This window comes from Paenibacillus sp. O199 (assembly GCF_001636635.1).
Classification (GTDB): Bacteria; Bacillota; Bacilli; order Paenibacillales; family Paenibacillaceae; genus Paenibacillus; species Paenibacillus marchantiae.
In genome coordinates, this window is sequence record NZ_LGRP01000023.1 from 43,058 (window position 1) to 63,238 (window position 20,181).

The 20,181-nt window shown below is 46.0% G+C and carries 18 protein-coding genes; 16 read left to right on the forward strand and 2 right to left on the reverse strand.

Annotation, left to right across the window (positions count from 1 at the left end):
- The first annotated feature begins 35 nt into the window (after positions 1–35).
- Together A6049_RS24445 and A6049_RS24450 are read left to right on the forward strand one after the other, a co-directional pair.
- Entirely contained in the window at positions 36–698 is a 663-nt protein-coding gene (locus A6049_RS24445) for a M48 family metallopeptidase (protein WP_063567147.1), read from the forward strand.
- Positions 699–741: 43 nt separating this feature from the next.
- Positions 742–1,128, forward strand: coding sequence for an iron chaperone (locus tag A6049_RS24450; protein WP_063567148.1), 387 nt, complete (start codon positions 742–744; stop codon positions 1,126–1,128).
- Positions 1,129–1,364: 236 nt separating this feature from the next.
- Here the strand turns inward: A6049_RS24450 and A6049_RS34595 are convergent, their stop codons facing one another.
- Complete coding sequence (locus A6049_RS34595; RefSeq protein ID WP_371121679.1) at positions 1,365–1,445, reverse strand: putative holin-like toxin; 81 nt, start codon at positions 1,443–1,445, stop codon at positions 1,365–1,367.
- Positions 1,446–1,689: 244 nt separating this feature from the next.
- On the opposite strand from A6049_RS34595, the gene A6049_RS24455 reads away from it, so the two are divergent.
- The 14 genes from A6049_RS24455 to A6049_RS24520 all read left to right on the forward strand — a co-directional run bounded on the left by A6049_RS24455 (position 1,690) and on the right by A6049_RS24520 (position 19,746).
- Positions 1,690–3,273: a glycosyltransferase family 39 protein gene (locus tag A6049_RS24455; protein WP_063567149.1), complete on the forward strand. Its 1,584-nt coding sequence runs from the start codon at positions 1,690–1,692 to the stop codon at positions 3,271–3,273.
- Between the two features lie 5 nt (positions 3,274–3,278).
- Positions 3,279–3,866, forward strand: coding sequence for a hypothetical protein (locus tag A6049_RS24460; RefSeq protein ID WP_063567150.1), 588 nt, complete (start codon positions 3,279–3,281; stop codon positions 3,864–3,866).
- 388 nt (positions 3,867–4,254) lie between these two features.
- Positions 4,255–5,259 carry a phosphotransferase enzyme family protein gene (locus A6049_RS24465; protein WP_063567151.1) on the forward strand — a complete coding sequence of 335 codons (1,005 nt, stop codon included), beginning with the start codon at positions 4,255–4,257 and terminating at the stop codon, positions 5,257–5,259.
- Positions 5,260–5,461: 202 nt separating this feature from the next.
- On the forward strand, positions 5,462–5,992 hold the full coding sequence (locus A6049_RS24470) for an HAD family hydrolase (RefSeq protein WP_063567152.1): 531 nt from the start codon (positions 5,462–5,464) through the stop codon (positions 5,990–5,992).
- Between the two features lie 99 nt (positions 5,993–6,091).
- Positions 6,092–7,267 (forward strand): GntR family transcriptional regulator, encoded by a 1,176-nt coding sequence (locus A6049_RS24475; protein WP_240321531.1) that lies wholly within the window; start codon positions 6,092–6,094, stop codon positions 7,265–7,267.
- A gap of 388 nt (positions 7,268–7,655) precedes the next feature.
- Positions 7,656–9,143 carry a Vps62-related protein gene (locus A6049_RS24480; RefSeq protein WP_063567153.1) on the forward strand — a complete coding sequence of 496 codons (1,488 nt, stop codon included), beginning with the start codon at positions 7,656–7,658 and terminating at the stop codon, positions 9,141–9,143.
- Positions 9,144–9,250: 107 nt separating this feature from the next.
- Positions 9,251–11,365, forward strand: a complete 2,115-nt coding sequence (locus tag A6049_RS24485; RefSeq protein ID WP_063567154.1) for a DUF5054 domain-containing protein — start codon at positions 9,251–9,253, stop codon at positions 11,363–11,365.
- A 416-nt stretch (positions 11,366–11,781) separates the two neighbouring features.
- Positions 11,782–13,728 (forward strand): ABC transporter substrate-binding protein, encoded by a 1,947-nt coding sequence (locus A6049_RS24490; protein WP_240321532.1) that lies wholly within the window; start codon positions 11,782–11,784, stop codon positions 13,726–13,728.
- A 96-nt stretch (positions 13,729–13,824) separates the two neighbouring features.
- Entirely contained in the window at positions 13,825–14,823 is a 999-nt protein-coding gene (locus tag A6049_RS24495; RefSeq protein ID WP_063567156.1) for an ABC transporter permease, read from the forward strand.
- The gene (locus tag A6049_RS24500; protein WP_240321533.1) at positions 14,823–15,971 is read left to right on the forward strand and encodes an ABC transporter permease; all 1,149 of its coding nucleotides are present in this window, start codon (positions 14,823–14,825) and stop codon (positions 15,969–15,971) included. Before A6049_RS24495 ends, A6049_RS24500 begins: the two co-directional genes overlap by 1 nt.
- Positions 15,972–16,003: 32 nt before the next feature.
- Complete coding sequence (locus A6049_RS24505) at positions 16,004–17,044, forward strand: ABC transporter ATP-binding protein (protein WP_063567158.1); 1,041 nt, start codon at positions 16,004–16,006, stop codon at positions 17,042–17,044.
- On the forward strand, positions 17,044–18,090 hold the full coding sequence (locus tag A6049_RS24510) for an ABC transporter ATP-binding protein (RefSeq protein ID WP_063567159.1): 1,047 nt from the start codon (positions 17,044–17,046) through the stop codon (positions 18,088–18,090). The genes A6049_RS24505 and A6049_RS24510 overlap by 1 nt, the downstream gene beginning before the upstream one ends.
- An 87-nt stretch (positions 18,091–18,177) precedes the next feature.
- Positions 18,178–19,209, forward strand: a complete 1,032-nt coding sequence (locus A6049_RS24515) for a LacI family DNA-binding transcriptional regulator (protein ID WP_063567160.1) — start codon at positions 18,178–18,180, stop codon at positions 19,207–19,209.
- Positions 19,210–19,242: 33 nt separating this feature from the next.
- Positions 19,243–19,746: an MgtC/SapB family protein gene (locus A6049_RS24520; protein ID WP_079697238.1), complete on the forward strand. Its 504-nt coding sequence runs from the start codon at positions 19,243–19,245 to the stop codon at positions 19,744–19,746.
- Positions 19,747–19,851: 105 nt separating this feature from the next.
- Here A6049_RS24520 and A6049_RS24525 read toward each other — a convergent pair whose 3' ends face one another.
- A complete protein-coding gene (locus A6049_RS24525) occupies positions 19,852–20,064 on the reverse strand; it encodes a DUF6366 family protein (protein ID WP_063567161.1) in 213 nt (70 codons plus the stop codon).
- Positions 20,065–20,181 lie beyond the last annotated feature (117 nt).

A 20,181-nucleotide genomic window follows, 5' to 3' on the forward strand; every position in this document is an offset into this window, starting at 1 on the left:
TTTAAATTGAAATATCGAAAGAAGTGGAGCAGGTTATGCTATCTATTGAAATAAACAATCACATCATTAACTGTCACATCGAATATGGGAAAAGGAAGAAAGCTTCCATTACGATGGATTTACCCTATATGGTCACAATCAAGGCTCCCAATGGTACCGGCGAAGACATGATCCGGCAGCTTGTTGCGCAACATGGGGAAGTAATTTTGACGAAATCAGCTCTGATGCAGCAGGCGTTGGACGGTCCTCAAGCGAAAGAATATGAAGAGGAAGGCAAAGGGAAGTTTCTGCTCTTTGGCAAAGAACATGCACTGCATGAGTTAATTGACGTAGAGGGATGTTCGGAAGAGGAATTGCGTACGAATCTGAAGAAGTTTTATTTTGCCGAGTGTAAAAGAATGATCGGTGAGCGCATCGGCCGTTACCAGCAGGAGTTGAAGGTGAAGCCGAAGTCTGTGGACATCGTAGAATCGGCGACCAAGTGGGGAAGCTGCAGTTGGGATAAAAAGCTGACGTTTAACTACCGTTTGGCGATGGCTCCACTAGAGGTGATTGATTACGTGATCATTCATGAGTTATGCCACATCCATCATATGAATCATGATCGTTCGTTCTGGCGCCGTGTGGGCAGTATTATGCCCGACTACAAAGCCAAGGAGGATTATCTGATGCGAAATGGCCGAGCCATGACGTTGTGAAAAATGCCCATACCACGACTGGACGTGGTGGAAGGAGTTCAAGATGTCAGAGAGTACCTCTTTTGATATGTTGGTAGATGAATATATCTCCCAATTTCCTTCGGATGTACAGGTCAAATTACAATCATTAAGACAGGTTATTCGCGATTCCGCTCCCAATGCCGTGGAGAAGATCAGTTACAAGATGCCAACGTATGCAGAGCACGGGAACTTGGTTCATTTTGCAGCGTACTCCAAGCATATCGGATTTTACCCAGGTGCCAGTGGGATCGAAGCGTTTAAGGAAGAACTCTCACGGTATAAAGGAGCCAAAGGATCGGTGCAATTCCCCTTGGATCAACCATTGCCAGAAGATTTGATCCGCCGGATCGTGGAATTTCGGGTGCAGGTCAATGTGGAGAAGGCTAAGGAAAAGAAGCGAAAGAAGTAGTGGATGGTACCGTAAATATATGCATGAATATAAGAGAATGTACGATGATTAACACGGTTTATATGTGACTTCAAAGATTTGAGTATGGTATAATTAGAGCAGATTAGACGTAAAATGCAAAGAGAGCCGTGCTGGTAACACGACTCCTCTGAGCAATAGCCGCTTTTAAGGGCGGTGGGCTTCGGTAACATAAGGGCACGATGAAATAGACCGCGATCCTTTGCTATGAGGGCGGTCTATTTGCGTTTATCGGACAGAATGGCAATGATGAGCGTACCGAAGGTAAGCATCAACATGATTGCTTCAAACACTGTCACAGGGCATCCCTCCCTTCAAGGCGAGGTAGCCGACCGACCCTTTAAGCCTATTCTATTGCTTCGTTGATTACAGCATATTTTGTAAGAAGCTATTGGGACCGTTACCTTATCCAAGGGATGGTCTTTTTTTGTGCTTGAAATCATCCCCCAATGAGCATTCTTAAGCACAAATCTGAATTCAGCCTTTTTTCAGGTAGAGGCATTATACTATTCCCGAATCCTGTACTGGAAAAGGAGTTTTGGCATGTCTAAGGTGATCCATAAGTCGCTTTATCTCATTCTGCTTGTTTTTGTCGGCGTGTTTATCGTATCGTCCCTGTTTGTCCGGGCGCAGTACAACTACACCTTGTATGGGGATAATCCGATTCTGGGTACGCAGCAGTGGAGTATTTTTATCCCGGTAATTGCTTTGCTTCTGGTATCGGGTGTGGGGTTATACCGCCTTTGCCTGAAGCTTAACAAATACAGCCCAAAGGTTGTCATTCCGGTGGTGCTGCTATGTTCGCTGGCCATTCAAATCATCATTATCTTCGTGTTTCCACGTGTGCCTACGGATGATTCACAGACCGTGCTTTCACTCGCGATGAACATGCTCTACGATCACGATTATTCTTCGTTTGAATCGGGCGGATATCTGCACATGTTCCCGTTCAACTTTTCCACCGTCTTATATCTAAAAACATTGCTGTACCTGTTCCCGGATAATTATCTGGTGATCAAGCTGTTCAATATTTTGTTTGCAACGGTAACGACATTAATGATTTATCTCATTTATAAACAGTTAAATCATAAGTCGGCGGAACGTGATTACGGGGTTCTGATCTTTGCAGCCACGTATCTACCATCCCTGTTTCTGAACAACCTGATCTATAACGATGTAATTGCTACGGCATTTTTAACGTCTTGTTTATACTTTTTGATTCGGTTTATACGTGAAAAGTCTTGGCAGACGATTGTCATTGGCGCTATTCTGCTCGCGATTGGCAACTACTTCCGAAGTATTGGCGTAATTGTGCTGATTGCTGCTGTATTAACCATCCTGCTGAATATGCGAAGTATTGGATTAAAGAAAGTGATTGCCTCCATCTTCGTACTGGCTATGTTGTTTAACGTCCCAGGGTGGACTCAGAATTCGGTCTTGAAATCTTCAGGTGCTGTAAGTGAGCCTGTTGGGGAAAATTCGGCACCGGTCTATATGTGGTTGAACATGGGTATTAATCTGGAACGATTCGGCTTCTGGGACAACATGGAGAGTTACCAGATCTATCAAAGAGAAGCCAACTATAATAAAGCTGAAAGTACAGAACTGTACAAGCAGGAGATTGAACGCAAGCTGTCGGAAGCCAGCTTAAGTGACTTGGCCCAGATGTATTACAAAAAGATCATTTGGACCTGGACTGAAGGTACCTACCAAATGGATCGATATGGCATTGGCAACGAAAGCTCCTCGGGTATGGGAGGAGGAAGAGGTGGCGGAATTGCCGGCTCCTACAGTTATACCAATGCGGTAACAGACGTATTCAAGGGAGATTCCGTCTACCGGACGGGGGTGCTTTGGATCGTTTATGTGATGAATTTCATGATGTACTGTTTTATTTTCATTCGCTTGGTCGGTGGAATTCGTGGAAAGCGGTATGACGAAGTCTCTTTGATTCTGGTTATTCTCGGATTTATCGGGTTCTATATTCTGTGGGAGATTAAATCGAGGTATATCTACCCCATTTATCCGCTGCTGGTTGTATTGTCGTACATGGGATTCAAAGATGCGTATAACTTCATGTTTCATAGAAAACTCGGCTGGGAACGTTCTTCCCTGAGAAAAGGGTGATCCGTATGCGGAAAAATGGTTATCTCATATCGGCTATACTCTTGCTGCTGACCTGCTCAGTTTTGCTCTCTGCTTGTGATGTTATTACTGCCCAGAACATTACGAATACCGGTTCTGCACAAGGCATAAACGGTGGCGGAATGATGAATGGCGGTGGCCCGGGTATGAATGGAGGAACACAGAGGGGCGGGGGGCAAGGGATGAATGGCAGAACAGGTGGTCAGGACAATATGCGGGGGATGATGAATGCCGATCTTACAGGCAGAGTGATCTCTGCCACAGGGAGTACCGTCACGATCTCGTTGCTTGAGGTGGAGGATAACTCATCCACAGGCTCGACTAATGGAAATGGAAGACAACCTGGCGCCTCCAGAGGCGGAAGCATGGAAATGAAAGATACGGGCATTGAAATGAAGTTGGACATCAGTGAGGATGTGGATATCACGGAAGGCATGGGCATGGGTGCCCCAGGCAACAACCAAAATGCTAATTCATCCATTCAGGTGTCTGATCTGAAAGAGGGAGATGTCGTTATGGTTTGGTATAAGGAGAACACCGAGACCGTAGAGCGAATGGTTGTTACACAGTCTTGATATTCGTTGCCTAAGATCACCTGATGGAGTATTATGGAAATAACTTGATTTTCGGAAGGAGTGAGCGTCATGAAACGACGGGCTAAGATGATGCAAAGCGTTACTACAACAATTAAGGTGATTACGAACTGAATAGATCCGGCAGAGCAACGAACACATGGCGAAGCATTCGGAGTCTGCTAATGTGACGATCTGAAGTCTGCCGAGATATAGGGATATAACTGCTCAATTTTCCTGGTATGCACGAGGTTTGTTTGCTTATGCAAGTAAACCCCGTGTATCCAGAATTTTTAAAGCCGCAGGCATAGCCTGCGGCTTTTTGCGCGCAAAATAGGATTCGGAACGCTTAAAGCGTTCTATATTAAATGACCACTAAGGAGATATGCCCATGTTAAAACTTAAATATTTATTCCATAATAACGATCTCGCCGAGATGATTTTGAAAAACTGGAGTTATGATCCGGAGTCACTGGACATGTTCCAGTATTATCGTATATCCTCCAATGCCGTGTATCCGTTCAGGGATCAGGGAGAGGTTTACTTGCTTCGTTTTGCCCCTGTAGATGAGAAAAATCAAACCAATCTTGCAGCGGAGTTGGAGTTCCTGTCCTATCTTAAACTAAATCAATATGGCGCCATGGAAGCAGTACCTTCCCATGCAGGAAAAGAGCTGGTAGTGGCTCATACGCCTTGGGGAATGTATTATGCCTCTGTATTCAAACGAGTTCCTGGTAACCAGATGGGCAGTATCGATATAAATGACCAGATCGTGCACAGCTTGGGTGAGGCATTGGGTAAGCTACATCGTTTATCTTGTGAATACACACCCAAACAGGCAAAACGCTGGACATATATCGATGTACTGGATTGGATGAAGGACGTTCTGGGGGAGTTCCCTGGCGAGAATGCGGCGCTCAATGAGGTAGAAGTTCTCCGAAATTATTTTGCAAATTGGCCCGTTACACAGCAGAACTTCGGGTTAATTCATTATGATTTTGAACTGGATAATGTCTTCTATGACGAGGAGAGTCATTCCTGTTACGCCATTGACTTCGATGACGCCATGTACCACTGGTACGCAATGGATGTGGAGCAGAGTCTGGATAGTTTACGGGATGAAATTCAGCCGGATGAATGGGAACAGAAGAAGCAAATATTCTTGCAAGGGTATTGGAAAGAAGCAGGAGACGCCTATGATATGGAGTCGATGTTCCCAGCATTTCGTCGCTTTGCCAATCTGTACGGTTATGTACGTGTGCTTCGATCTGGGGCAGAACAATGGGCGCATGAGCCGGAATGGATGAGTGGATTAAGAGCAAGGCTGGATAAATCGATGGCAGTAAAAGCAAAACAGTTTGGTCAGCAGCAGCCCCTCCAACTACCGGCAAATTGATCCTCAGTACTTTTTCGGTCAAGATGATTATCTGGCCTCTGCATAAGTGCAACGAAATAATGATTGATTTTTTATTCGCCTCCATTGTAACATTAGATTAAGCGCTATACCTTTTATTAAAACATCAATGTTGGATTACATGGTCAAGTGGAAACCGGCAATTCGTTTCACCAATTGAATGAAGAGGACGGTCATAACGAACATGGACGACAAAAAGTTAATTATCTTTTTTGACAGCGGCGATACCATTGTTGATGAATCGACCGAGATTCGGGACGAAGAGGGAATTGTTCTGAGTGCGGATCTGATTCCGGGTGCGGATATTACGATTCAGAAGCTTCATGAAAAAGGGTACACGCTGGCCCTGGTTGCTGACGGCGATGCACAATCCTTCAAGAACGTATTTAAGCAGCATGGACTTCATGATTATTTTAGCGCAATGATTATTTCGGAAAATATAAAAGCCAGCAAGCCAAGCCCGCGGATGTTTAAGGCAGCAATTGGTGCCCTTGATTTGTCCGAAGGGGATTTTTCAAGAACAGTGATGATTGGCAATAACCTGAGTCGTGATATGAAGGGAGCCAACGCACTTGGCATCACCAGCATCTTTCAGAGCTGGACGCCACGTTATCCCCATGAGCCATTGGATGAAACAGAACGTCCAACTCACACAGTTGGTGAACCGTTGGAGCTGCTTGAACTTATTGAACGGCTAAATGCCGAAGTCAAATAAATAAATGTTTGCTTGCATGCCCTTGAGCAGAAGGATCGAATGTCATTCTACCTTCTGCTCAAGGGCTATTTTTACTTTTTTACATGAGAAAATGATAGAATGATCGTAAAATCCGGAACTGGGGTAGGTGTTCACATGGAGGAACCACATCGGAAGCCGTTGTTGTACTTGCAAACTGCCGATTTGGTGATGGAAGAAATTCGTAACCGGAAATTGCAGCCACATGATCCCGTGCCATCGGAAGGCGAGCTCGCCAAACTGTATTCTGTCAGCCGTATGACAGCCAAGCTTGCGCTGCAAATTTTGGAGAAACAAGGTATTGTCTATCGGTTGGCGCGGCGGGGGACATTTGTGTCGGGTGATTATTTGGGCGGGCCGGGTAAGGAGTCATTATCGGGGAATGTAACTACAGACAAGAAACTTATAAAGCGAAAAATTGCCCTGCTGTTCCCCAATATGGATGATTACGTAGCCAGAATTATTGCATCCGTCGAGCAGGAAGCACGTAAATCCGGGTGCCAGCTGCTCATTCGGATTACTACGGATAAAGAGGATGAGAGCTTCTGCCTACAAGAGTTGTACGAGGAAGGAATCGATGGAATTATTCTGTTTCCAAGGGGACGAACACGCTGCAGTGAAAAGGTGCTCGAGCTTAATCTGCTGAATTATCCTTTGGTAATCATCGATCGGATCTTTCGTGAGGTCAATATTGATTGTGTGTACCATGACCATTATCAGGGAGCCTACAACTTGACGGAATATTTGATTGATAGAGGACATCGGGAAATTGGGTATATCTCTATGCCGTTTGATGGAGTGACGAGCCGGGAGGACCGCTATAAAGGTTATGTGCAGGCCATGCTGGACTACGCACTGCCTGTTAACGGTCGCAATATTTGCCTGGATTGTGCAGAGGATTACATGCTCAACCTGAATGGGCCGAATCTGCAACTCAAGGATTTCATTCAAAGTAATCCCGCAATGACAGCCGTTGTCTGTGCGGATGATTATATCGCGACTTCTTGTCTGTACACGGCCTTATCCATCCACAAGCAGGTACCTGAGGAACTGTCCATCATTGGTTTTTCCGACATCCAGTTGGCGAGTCTGCTGCCCGTGCCACTGACTACGGCAAGACAAACGACAGAGAAGCTTGGACAGGCAGCAGTGAATTTGCTGTGCAAACGTATGGAGAATTCCAGAGAAGGGGCTTTATCCATCAAGGTAAACACAACCATCATCGAACGAAGCTCCGTACGTAATCTTAATCAATGAGTGTTGATGCGGTTCCGCCATTTAAACCTTCCTTATCTCGTTTTAATGAAAAGGAAGGTTTTTTATATGTCAGTGACATATGTGGTTCGCTATCATATTCAAACTCAACAATGCAAAATTTGTTATGTTTGTTACCGTTTTATGCAAATATAATGTAAATAATAGTAGTTATATGAAGTTTATTTGGAGAAAAATTTACATTTATATCATTGTATATGTCAATGACATATATTAGTGTGAAGATATGCCACTTATCTTTCAAGGATGAAGGGAGGATATTCCGGAAAGCGCTACCATACATCCTGGGAAATGACCTGCAGAGCCAAAAGAAATGTAACGTACGAACGTTGGCAATAATCGAAATCATTATTCGAAGAGGAGCCCGAATATGACAATCAAATCCTTGCTTGCAGCTTCGTTCTTGGCATTATCTCTTTTCTTTCCACTGGCGCAACCCGCGCAGGCGGAAGAGGACAACGCCGTAACGGTTTACCAGGATGGAGATTTTGGAGGCAGCTCCCAACCGTTTGGGATTGGCCAGTTCAATGTGAATCAGCTTAACGTGGTTGGCAACGACAAAATATCTTCGGTAAAGGTAGCTCCGGGATATCGATTGACCCTGTATCGTGACAAAGATTTCTCCGGTGATACCAAAACGCTGACCGGCGATGCGGGATGGCTTGATGATTTTAACGACGCGACCTCCAGTCTGAAAGTAGAGAAGATCGGAGGCCCCAATAAACCAGTTATCGCATATTCCAATTCGCCTTATGGAGGTTTTGAGCAGCAGTTTGATATCGGCAGCTATAATGTGGATGAACTGAAGGCTGGAGTAGGCAATGATGCCATCTCTGCACTCCGGGTAGCCCCAGGGTATAAGGTCACATTGTACAAAGACTACAATTTCGCTGGATATTCCAAGGTTCTGACCGCAGATGCGATCTATGTTGGCGGAGATATCAATGATTCGGTATCGAGCCTGAAGGTTGAAGCCATCTCGCCGCTCGATGCCACCTCGGTTGCCGTTCCGGGTAACGATTACAGTGACACAGCCAAGCGTGAAATATTGCAAACCTTTGCTCCCAAGATCTGGTTTGCCCAAGGCGAAGTTTATTTCCCGTCCTCGGTAGAACATACCCTGCCGCATGTGGATCGCTATGTGAATCCAGGTTCAGGTTTGTATGAATTTAAGACCAAAACGGAATTGAATCCATATACCCTGAAACTACCTTATTTTACGGGCGATCTGGCTAATGCGCCGATCTATGCGTTTTGGGTGGAGAAGGAGTATAACAACATCGATCTGGTATATTTCCAGTTCAGTCCCTATGATCTTGGGAAAACGGTGTTTGGTACGGAAGTGGGAGATCATGTCGGAGACTGGGAGCGGGTCACGGTCAGATTGGCCAAGTTCACTGATCAGAACAGTAACTATGTGAAGCCGGTTCAAGTTTACTATGGCGCGCATTCTTTCGGTACAACCTACTCTTGGGGTGAAGTGGACAAAGTAAACAATACACATCCTGTTGCGTATTCCGCGTTTGGTTCCCATGGGATGTGGAAAGATCCTGGTAATCATGTCTATCAGGAACTCGTCGTAACCCAGTTGATTGATGTGACGAATCAGGGAACGGCATGGGATACCTGGAACAATATCCAGGCTTTTCAGTATTATCCGAATACTCGAACAGGTAATGGTCTGGGAAATGCTTGGCCATCATGGCTGGACAGGGATTACAGTAATCCGAACAGCTTGTCTGTCTATAGATTTGGAAATCCGTCCCAAGGCTCCTTCTTTGGTCAGCCTCTACTTGCAGGAGGACCAACAGGACCGCAGGAAAAAGGCGCATTAACGAATGATGTTATTTTAGATTAGGCGATGATTAACGAGGGGACTCGCTTTCACATGAAGCGGGTCTTCCATGCTTATTGTTCAAATAAACAGTATTAACTGTGAATCTAATAACGGAGGCTCAGACAACCATGACTAACCGTAAAAAAGTACATGTTGTTTTTAAAACTCACCTGGATATCGGATTTACGCACTTGGCGGAAAACGTCGTAAAGCGGTACATGGAAGAGTATGTACCCAAAGCTATCGCTTTGTCCGCGCAGTTGGAAGCAGAGGGAGGACGAGAGCAGTTCATATGGACCACGGGTTCCTGGATGATCCGTCATTATCTGAATCATGCGTCCGAAGAGGGTAAACAGGCCATGGAACAAGCGATCCACAAGGGTCATATCGTATGGCATGGATTACCGTTCACAACGCATACCGAGCTGATGGACCCCTCATTATTTCGCTACGGATTGTCCATCGGACTGGAGCTGGATAAACAATTTGGTAAAACGACCATTGCAGCAAAAATGACGGATGTACCCGGTCATACCCTGTCTATGGTGCCTTTGATGAATGAAGTGGGTATCCGGTATATGCATCTTGGGGTTAATCCAGCTTCCATGCGCCCGGATGTGCCTAAACTGTTCAGATGGCAGGCAGCGGATGGCAGTGAGATCATTGTCAATTATGCGGACACCTACGGAGAGGCAGTCGAAATTGAAGGTATCGATGATATCTTGTTGTTTGCCCATACGGGCGACAATTGCGGACCTCCAAGCGCAGAAGAGATTCGTGAACAATTCCAGCATATCCAGGAACGATACCCCGATGCAGAGATTATGGCTTCGTCTCTTGATGCATTTGCAGTGCACCTTGATCAGGTTCGGGACCAATTACCTGTTGTATGTGAAGAGCTCGGGGATACTTGGATTCACGGAGGAGGTACCGACCCGCTTAAAATAGCCCGATTCCGCCAGTTGCAGCGGTTAAGAGACAAGTGGCTGACCGAAGGCCGGATCGATCCGGCAAGCGCTGAATATAAAGGTATGAGTGATGCCATGCTGCTGGTTGTGGAGCATACGTGGGGGCTTGATGTGAAGAAATGGCTTCCGGATTTCCGGAATTATGCCAAGCCTGACTTCAACCGCGCACGGGAAATGAACGACGTCGATGTGGAGGATATTCCTGCAAAATTTCAATATATCGGTGCCTTCGCCATGGACGAGTTCGACAGTCATTCCAGCGGACTATTCTCTTCGGAGACGAGTCGCCGTACCTATTCCATGATAGAGAGCTCTTGGGCGGAACAGCGGGGATATTTAGACACGGCTGTGGCGTGCCTGAGCGAAGACAAGCAGAAGGAAGCGCTGCAAGCTTTTGAACAACTAAATCCAGTTAAAAGTGTATCTTCCGACATCGTATCTTCGGCAAGTCATCAAGTTTATAGCAGTGGCGGATACCAGCTGGCCTTCAATAACAATGGTGCACTGATTCAGCTGACGGACGAGAAGGAAAAGAATTGGGTGGACGCGAAGCATCCGTTCGGAGCCTATGCCTATGAAACTTTCGGGACGGAGGATTACGACAGGTATTTCCGTACCTATATGCAGAACTTGCCTGTGACACATCCTTGGGCGGATGCCGATTTCAGTAAACCTGGCTTTGAATTTGTGCGCCCGCTGCCAAGCCATCAGGTGTACTTGCCAATCGTGACCGATATGCACAAGTCAGGCAATGCTCATGGCGATACGTATGGGTTCCAGTTGTCCATGCCAACAGAAAGTCATGAATTGTACGGAGCACCCAAGGAACTGGAACTGGTATATACGTTTTCACAGGCAGGAGTGGTAGAGGTTAGCTTGCAATGGTTTGGAAAAGAAGCGAATCGTCTTCCAGAGGCCAGTTGGTTTGGATGCGGACTGAAGGTGGATAACCCCAATCTGTGGATGATGGACAAGCTTGGAGGACGAATCTCTCCGTTGAATGTTGTAAAAGATGGCAACCGCAATCTGCATGCTGTAGACAAGGGAGTATTCTATGAGGGCACAGATGGTCAGGCCTCTATTGAAGCACTGGATTCCGCTTTGGTCGCACCTGGACAGAGAAGATTGCTGCAATTCGACAACTCGTTTGTTTCGCTTGAATCCGGATGGCAATTTAATCTGCATAACAATATCTGGGGCACCAATTTCCCAATGTGGTACGGCGAGGATGCCAAATTCCGCTTTCGACTAAATACAGCTGCAAACCGCAAATAAGAGAAGTTGATGTAGAATTTTACCAAAAATTGATGATCGGATAATAATCCTAGTACAATTGGAATCTATACTTGGATTTGTGAGTGAGGATGCTGTTTGAGCAGATCTGAACTGTTCGGAACTGTTTCTGAAATGAATTTGAAAAAACAGAATTTTTTTGTAAAATCCCTATTGCTTGAACGTAGTCATCCATGTATTATATACAAATAAAGCGTTTACATTTTCTTATATGTCAATTAAACCGGTTTAATTCTATGAGATGTTTTCCCGATTGAGAACCTCTATTGCATAAAAATTAAACCGGTTTAATTGTATCTACATCTGTACATAAAGGGTTTATTTCGTTAGGGAGGTGAGCGCCAACCAGAGCATATTCAGGCAAGTTAATGGCAAATCCAAACGTGGAGGGGTTTAGCTTGAAAAGGAAAAGCAACTTGTTAATTGTTCTTGTCCTAATCACGACATTACTAGGGGGATGCTCTGCATCTTCGTCTAACAACGAAAATGAGGAATCAACAGTGAAAGAACCTGTTGTTACGGACAACAGTGCCAAAGAAGCCCCGATGCTGGCAAAGCTTGTCGATGAAGGTAAATTGCCTGCCCTGGCTGAGCGCCTGCCAGCTTCCAAAGACATTATGGTTGAAGAGGTCGTCGAGGAAATCGGGCAATATGGTGGGGATTGGAACATGCCTTGGACTGGTGTTCCTGATAAGTGGGGGATAGGCCAACCGACAGAGGAAGCGCTGTTCCGTTTCAACAAGGAAGGAAACAAGGTTGAGCCAAACGTAGCCAAGAGCTATGAAGTGAATGATGATTCCACCATGTTCACCATCCATTTGCGAGAAGGCATGAAATGGTCCGACGGTGTTCCTTTCACAGCGGATGATGTTCTCTTTTATTGGGAGCATATGTTGACCAAAGAGACCTTTGGTAAAAAGATCTATGACGCTTATTATTCCGTTGACCCTGTTACCGGGGACAGAGCGTTGGCTGAAGTGAAGAAGGTGGATGACTACACGTTTACCGTAACTCACAAATATCCAAGTGTGCTCTTTCTGGAACGTGTGGCCATCGATAACAAGTGGTTCTTCGCTCCTGCACACTTTCACAAAACCATTCTTCCTGAGTTCGTAGGGGATGCCAAAACATTGGAGATTACGAAGCAATGGGGCTATGAAGATCCCAAAGTATTCTTGATGGAAACCGGGTATACGGATTGGCTGCACTACCAGATTCCTACACTCCGGGCATGGGTTCCAACCAATGATCCTAATGGCGATCAGTTTGTCATGGAGCGCAACCCGTACTACTGGAAAACAGATAAAGAAGGTAAACAGCTTCCGTATATTGACCGGATTGTAGCGACTAAGATTCAAGATCCGAGCCAAAAGGTACTTGGAACGCTTGCCGGCGATTACAACCTGGTGATCTTTGATTCCAAAGACTTCACGGTACTGAAAGAGAATGAGAAAAAAGGTGACTACCGAATCATCCCTTGGACACAACCAGCTTGGTCCAGCGCGGGAGTACAGTTAAACCAGACTACGGAAGATCCGAATCTCCGCAAACTCTTCCAGGACATCAAGTTCAGGGAAGCACTCTCCATTGGGGTGGATCGTAACCAGGTGTCTGAGATTGTCACCAGTGGACTGGGAGAACCGATTCAAGCTTCTGTACCGGAAGGCGTAATGGGCTATCAGGAAGGGTGGGCCCAGCAGTGGGCGGAATACGATCCTGAACGCGCTAACCAAATTCTTGACGAGTTAGGTTTGAACAAGCGGGATAAAGACAACTTCCGTCTGAACCCTGATGGTTCCGAGTTGACGCTTACGGTGATTGAGAGCACGACTGATACAGCACCATTCCTTGAATTGCTTAAGAAATATTACGAGGATATGGGTCTGCGAACGAACCTGAAAGTGGTTGACGGAGGCACACATTTTGATATGAAATATGCCAACAAGATTCCGATGACTACCGAGAATATTTCTGTCGTCAACGTAGCCTTCCGACCGGATACCATGGTTCCGCTCCGTGTGATCACACCATGGTTCGGCCATTACGGCTTATACAGTCAATCTGGCGGCAAGGAAGGTGTCAAACCTGAAGGGGATGTCGCTAAAATCCTTGAGTATTGGGAAAAAGTGAAAGCAAGCAAGACACTGGATGAAATCAATCAGTATAGCAATGAGATCGTGAAACTGCACCAGAAGAATCAGTGGGTAATCGGATATGCGGGACCAACTCCGGTGCTGATTACAGCCTCGAATAAAATTCATAACATCCCTACGGATCTTATCTGGTCCGATGAGTATCGCTCGCTGGGTCAAGGCCATCCGGCACAATTTTTCATCAAGCAATAGCTGGTGAAGCATTCAGGTAAACAATAGTGAGGAAGGGATTTATCCTTGCTATTGTTTCCTTTTGTATCATTCACGCGGTGCAGAGGAGAGGAATAGATGTTTGAATACATTTTAAAACGAATCCTGTTGGCCATTCCTGTTGTTGTTGTGATCTCCTTTATCGTCTTCTACATTATTCAATTGCCACCTGGCGATTACGTATCCTCCTACTCGGCCAAGATGTCCGCTTCCGGCGATATCATGACCCAGGCTGAGATGGATGACATGCGGGCGAATCTGGGACTCGATCGGCCAATCTATGAACAATACTTCGTTTGGGTAAAGAAAATAATCCTGCATGGAGACTTTGGTTTCTCATTCAACTACAACAAACCGGTGATGGCGGTGATCCAGCAGTATATGGGACTGACTCTGGTCGTCTCGCTGGTGACAATGGCTTTTCATTATATAATCGCGATTCCGGTTGGGATCTACACGGCGGTAAAGCAGTATTCTGCGGGCGATTATTTCTTCTCCGGCCTGAGCTTTATCGGAATGGCAACGCCCAACTTTTTGTTAGCCATTATTCTCATGTTCTTTTCCTATAAGTGGTTCGGTAATCCATTGCTCGGCTTATTCTCCAACGAATACGTGAATGCGCCGTGGTCCCTGGACAAGGTAAAAGACTTAATGCAGCATATGGTGATTCCGGTTATTGTTATCGGACTTTCGGGTACTGCGGATCTGATTCGGATCATGCGCGGACAAATGCTCGATGAGTTGAACAAACCGAATGTTATTACTGCCCGCGCCAAGGGCTTATCAGAGATGCAAATCCTGTTCAAGTATCCGACACGTGCAGCCTTGAATCCTATTGTGAGTACCTTTGGCTGGTCACTGTCCTCCATCTTTACCGGCGCTACCATTACAGCAATCGTATTGAACCTGCCGATTCAAGGGCCAGTTATGCATAATGCATTGCTCGGTCAGGACATGTATCTTGCTGGAACCTTTTTATTGATCATGGCTTTGCTGACGGTTCTCGGAACATTGATTTCCGATATTTTGCTGGCTTGGCTTGATCCCAAAATACGTACAGAGTTCAGAGGATCCTAATGATGAGACCACTACCGTTATTTAAAGGTCAAAGGCCGGCAGTCCCAGTTACATCAGCACCAAAAGAAACTGTATACAGCTCGCAGTGGCGGCTGATATATCAGAAATTCAAGAAACACAAGTTGGCCCGGATCAGCATGTACATTCTGGGCGCATTTTACATCATCGCACTGTTCGCACAGTTTATCGCGCCGTATGGGCTGCAAAGCTATGACAGCAAATATGTGAATGCCCCGCCAATGGGACTTCGATTCGTTGATGCGGACGGCAAGTTTCACATCAAGCCGTTTGTATATGAATTGAAGAGCGAGCGTGACCCCGAAACATTGCGTAAAATGTTTGTCCCGGATACCGAAAAAAAGCATTTCTTCAAGTTCTTTGTAAAGGGAGAAGAATATAAGTTTCTTGGTCTGATCCCCATGTCGACGCATTTGTTCGCTGTAGATGAGCCAGGGCGGATATTCCTGCTGGGTACGGACGGTATGGGGCGTGACCTGTTCTCCCGGATCGTGCTGGGCAGTCAAATCTCACTAAGCATCCCGCTGGTCGGCGTAGGCATTAGCTTTATTCTGGGTTTGATTATTGGAGGCATCTCCGGTTATTTTGGCGGCTGGATTGATTCCATGATACAGCGCATCATCGAAATCATACGTTCCTTTCCGACGCTGCCGTTGTGGATGGCACTATCCGCTGCAATTCCGCCACGTATTCCGGTCGTGACCATGTATTTATACATCGTGATCATCTTCGCATTTATTGGCTGGACGGATCTGGCACGGGTGGTCAGAGGCAAGTTCATTTCGTTGAAGAATGAAGATTATGTAATAGCTGCAAAGATCGCTGGTGTAGGAGACGCAAAGATTATTGTCAAACATCTGCTGCCAGGCTTCATGAGTTATTTAGTCGTGGCGACAACCCTGGCGATTCCGAGCATGATTCTGGGTGAGACGGCTATGAGCTTTCTCGGTCTGGGCGTTCGTTCGCCGGCAACCAGTTGGGGTGTGCTGCTTCAGGAGGCGCAAAAAATTGAAAATGTGGCCCTGTATCCATGGAAGCTCATTCCACTCGCTTTTGTCATTCTGACTGTATTGACCTATAACTTCATCGGCGATGGTTTGCGCGACGCGGCTGATCCGTATAAAAAATAATTGTCCAAATACTAGGCAAGCGAGGGGATAGCATGGCAACTCAAGCTGTTGAGAAGGAGCAACCTTTACTGTCCGTTCAAGACCTGAAGATTCGGATTCAGATGGAAAATGGCGTCATGAATGCCGTGGATGGAGTCGACTTCAATATATACAAAGGCAAAACCCTTGGGCTTGTGGGGGAATCCGGCTGCGGCAAAAGCCTGACAAGTCGATCGATCATCAGTATCAATCCCAAGGAATGTGAAACGAGTGGAACAATCACTTACAATTCCGACTCTGAATCGACTCTCCATGGTCTGAATCTTTTGTCTCTTAAGCCGACGGGCAAGCAGATCCGCTCCATCCGTGGGCGCAAAATCTCGATGATCTTTCAGGAGCCGATGACGGCCTTCTCACCGATGTATACCATCGGGAATCAAATCATGGAAGCGATCCGAATTCATCAGACGAGGAATAAGAAAGAGGCCAAAAGAATCGCGTTAGAGATGCTTAGCAAAGTCGGGATTTCCGATCAGGCCAAGCGTTTCGATCAATATCCGCATGAATTCTCGGGAGGTATGCGTCAGCGGGCGATGATCTCCATGGCATTGTCCTGTAACCCCGAAATTCTGATTGCGGATGAGCCCACGACGGCGCTCGATGTGACCATTCAGGCTCAGGTACTCGAACTTATGAAAAGCCTGCAGGCGGAGTTTGGCATGGCCATTCTGCTGGTGACCCATGATCTGGGTATTATCGCCGAGATGTGTGATGAGGTTGCGGTGATGTACCTCGGAAGAATTGTTGAGCAGGCTCCAATGAGGGAAATCTTCAACAATCCGAAGCATCCCTACACGAAAGGGTTACTTAAATCGATGCCTAGACTGGGAGGGAATAAAAGCAAACGGCTGGATTCCATCGAAGGTTCCGTTCCGATGCCGATTAACATGCCTCCAATGTGCGGATTCTATGATCGCTGCAAGGACAGAATTGAAGGCGTATGTAATCAACAAGTTGTACCGAAAACCGCGATTTCCGACCAGCATATGGTCAGATGTTTCTTGTACGCGGACCAGAGAGAAGGAGAAGCATAATGACCAAACCCATTCTTGAAGTCCTCAACCTGAACAAAAGCTTTCAGGTCAAATCCAAAAAAGCCCTGTTCAAAAAGCCTAAACCCATTCATATTTTGAATGAAATTTCATTTGAACTCCTTGAAGGGGAGACGCTCAGTATTGTCGGGGAATCTGGATGTGGAAAAACGACGCTCGGACGCTGTATCGTTAGAGGTGTGGATGCTTCTTCAGGCAGTGTAGTCTATCATGCGGAAGATGGAAAAGAAGTGAATTACCTAAACTTGAAGGGCAAAGAGATCAAAGCATATCGCAAGGATATCCAGATGATTTTTCAAGACCCGTATTCCTCACTCAGCCCCCGGATGAGCGTATTCGATATTATCGCCGAACCGCTGATTGCGAACTTTAAGCTGAGCAGGGCTGAGGTAGAAGCGAAAGTGATGGAGATTGCCGAGAAAACAGGTCTGAATGTAGGTTACCTGAAACGTTACCCACATGCATTTTCGGGAGGACAGCGGCAGCGGATAGCCATTGCGCGTGCGCTGATTACACAACCCAGACTGATTGTCTGTGATGAAGCGGTCTCTGCGCTGGATGTATCGATTCAGGCTCAGATTATCAACCTGCTCAAAGATTTGCAGGAGCAATTCAAGATCACATATATCTTCATCTCGCATGATCTTTCCATCGTACAGAACATTTCCGACCGGGTAGCAGTTATGCATCTGGGCAGAATTGTGGAACTGGCGACAACGGAATCATTGTTCTCGAATCCTCAGCATCCCTATACGGAGGCGCTAATGTCAGCCGTGCCCCAACCGAATCCGGATTTTAAAAAAGAACGAATTATACTGGAGGGGGAAGTACCGAATCCGGCCAATCCGCCAAGCGGCTGTCATTTTCATCCCCGATGCTCGTATAAGACGGATAAATGCATCCAGCACGTTCCTGAACTCCGTGAAGTAGGATATAATCATTTTGCTGCCTGTCATTATGCAGAGCAGCTTCAGCTTCGCGGCGTTCCAATCGAGACTGAGGATGAGATGCACTCCAGGACATCCTAACCAACGACATGAACCTGACGATACCATCAGTCATCTTTGAACTCGCGAGCACGAAATCGAACTAGTGTTGAGGAGAGGTTGTTCCTAATGGCAAAGATTGATGATGTAGCCCGTCTGGCGGGTGTATCCAAGGGAACGGTATCCAACGTATTCAGCCAGAAAAGGCCAACGAGCAAAAAGGTAACCGAGAAAGTGCTGCAAATCTCGAAGGAATTGAATTACGTGCCGAATCATATTGCAAGAAGCTTGGTCACCAAGAAAACAATGGCGATCGGGCTTACGATTCCGCACGGCAAATTCTTTTTCAGCGTGTTCCATAATCAGTTTATCAATGGTGTCATTCTGGAAGCTTCCAATTACGGATATCGGGTGCTTCTGGACATGATTGCTGCCGAAGAGGTGAAGACACCTTCACTTGCGAGCTATCCTATTGACGGGGCCATTGTGCTGGGACCTACAGAAGAGGATGACCGGATCAATCTGCTGTATCAGCATGACATTCCGTTTGTCACGATCGGCAAAATCATTAACAAGGGACTTCAGGGTGTTTCTACCGTCAATAACGATAATAAACAGGTTATGCGCGATATTTGCGATTATCTGCTCGGACTGGGTCATCGGAACATTATGTTCCTGAACGCCGGGGAGCAGATGACGGTTTCCATTGAACGGTCGGAAGAGTTCGTCCAGGTGCTGCAGGAGCATGGTGTGATGATCCAGCCCGGAATGATTCATTATAAACCGGGTATTCATTCAGACAAGTATATTAAATACGGCTATGATGAGACACTTCATAATGTGAAGAATCCCATGGGGAGGGTTACGGCCATTATCGCAGACGACGATCGTACTGCATTTAGCGCCCTTAATGCCATCAACGACGCGGGTCTGCGTGTGCCGGAAGATATCTCTTTGTTTGTCATCTGCGGTGATCAGTCCATGATGCACCAGGTAAGACCCTCTTTGACGGGAATGGATCTGCAACCATCTGAGCTGGGTGTTCAGTCGGTAAGGCTGCTCATGCATAAGCTGGGTATTCTAGAGGGATCGTACGAGAATAACAAGATTGTGCCTAGCAAAATCATAGAAAGAAACTCTTGTTCCTCGATCAAGAATTAGCAAGAATGAGTTTCGGATGTCGTGAGGTTAAATATGATAACGTTTACATCCTGGATGGGCAATTCTGTACCTTTTGAATATTATGTTCGAATTCTGATCAGTGCTGTGCTTGGGCTGTTAATCGGATTCGATCGGACCCATAAGAACAAACCGGCAGGCGTAAAGACGTATACATTTGTCACGGTCGCTTCTGCACTCATTACAATCGTATCCATTGAGAGTGTTGAAGTGTACGGACAGCTGCATAACCGAACGATGATGGACCCAATGCGTCTGGCGGCTCAAATCGTCTCGGGCCTTGGCTTTCTCGGAGCAGGGCTCATTATGAAGGCCGGATTTGAAGTGAAAGGTCTGACATCTGCAGCAATGATCCTATTTGCAGGTGGGGTCGGTATTGGTACGGGCGCCGGTTTCTACGGAATTGTGACCTTTTCGATGGCGGTAGCTTTCTTTTTCATCCGGGTTGGGGGTTGGATTGAGAAGTGGGAGCACAAGAAGCTGGTGGCAAAGGAAGAAAAGAAAGACTTGAGTGCTTAAATGGTTGAGTATTTTCTGCAAACGAATAAGCGTATTCGATAGAAAGTTTTGAATACGCTTATTTTATTCAAATAACGAAGAATGCATAGTTATCCCAATCCTTATCTAGAACACTAATTTATAAATTACATAACCTATCATCAATAATATAATGAGGATTCCAGTGCCTTTCCATCCCAACCCGCCAACTAAATCTGAGAAGCTTCCAAATTGAGCACGATTTATGCCATCACCAAACGTACCCATGGGGTTTCCCTTTAATTCTTCTTGTCTCAAACGTTCTCTTTTTTCTTCGCGTGTATCTTCTCGGAAATCCATGTAACCACCCCTGAGATTTAATTTTTTTTGGTAAACAGAACCTATATTCAAAAAGAGCACAGGTGATCCGGATAAGTCAGGAACGCTTTGTGCTCTTTGCTGTATTCAAATGATGTA

Excerpts from the sequence above, each read along its gene's own strand:
- A6049_RS24445 (WP_063567147.1), top strand. The coding sequence starts at position 36 with ATGCTATCTATTGAAATAAACAATCACATCATTAACTGTCACATCGAA.
- A6049_RS24450 (WP_063567148.1), top strand. The coding sequence starts at position 742 with ATGTCAGAGAGTACCTCTTTTGATATGTTGGTAGATGAATATATCTCC.
- A6049_RS24455 (WP_063567149.1), top strand. The coding sequence starts at position 1,690 with ATGTCTAAGGTGATCCATAAGTCGCTTTATCTCATTCTGCTTGTTTTT.
- A6049_RS24460 (WP_063567150.1), top strand. The coding sequence starts at position 3,279 with ATGCGGAAAAATGGTTATCTCATATCGGCTATACTCTTGCTGCTGACC.
- A6049_RS24465 (WP_063567151.1), top strand. The coding sequence starts at position 4,255 with ATGTTAAAACTTAAATATTTATTCCATAATAACGATCTCGCCGAGATG.
- A6049_RS24470 (WP_063567152.1), top strand. The coding sequence starts at position 5,462 with ATGGACGACAAAAAGTTAATTATCTTTTTTGACAGCGGCGATACCATT.
- A6049_RS24475 (WP_240321531.1), top strand. The coding sequence starts at position 6,092 with ATGATCGTAAAATCCGGAACTGGGGTAGGTGTTCACATGGAGGAACCA.
- A6049_RS24480 (WP_063567153.1), top strand. The coding sequence starts at position 7,656 with ATGACAATCAAATCCTTGCTTGCAGCTTCGTTCTTGGCATTATCTCTT.
- A6049_RS24485 (WP_063567154.1), top strand. The coding sequence starts at position 9,251 with ATGACTAACCGTAAAAAAGTACATGTTGTTTTTAAAACTCACCTGGAT.
- A6049_RS24495 (WP_063567156.1), top strand. The coding sequence starts at position 13,825 with ATGTTTGAATACATTTTAAAACGAATCCTGTTGGCCATTCCTGTTGTT.
- A6049_RS24500 (WP_240321533.1), top strand. The coding sequence starts at position 14,823 with ATGATGAGACCACTACCGTTATTTAAAGGTCAAAGGCCGGCAGTCCCA.
- A6049_RS24505 (WP_063567158.1), top strand. The coding sequence starts at position 16,004 with ATGGCAACTCAAGCTGTTGAGAAGGAGCAACCTTTACTGTCCGTTCAA.
- A6049_RS24510 (WP_063567159.1), top strand. The coding sequence starts at position 17,044 with ATGACCAAACCCATTCTTGAAGTCCTCAACCTGAACAAAAGCTTTCAG.
- A6049_RS24515 (WP_063567160.1), top strand. The coding sequence starts at position 18,178 with ATGGCAAAGATTGATGATGTAGCCCGTCTGGCGGGTGTATCCAAGGGA.
- A6049_RS24520 (WP_079697238.1), top strand. The coding sequence starts at position 19,243 with ATGATAACGTTTACATCCTGGATGGGCAATTCTGTACCTTTTGAATAT.
- A6049_RS24525 (WP_063567161.1), bottom strand. The coding sequence starts at position 20,064 with ATGGATTTCCGAGAAGATACACGCGAAGAAAAAAGAGAACGTTTGAGA.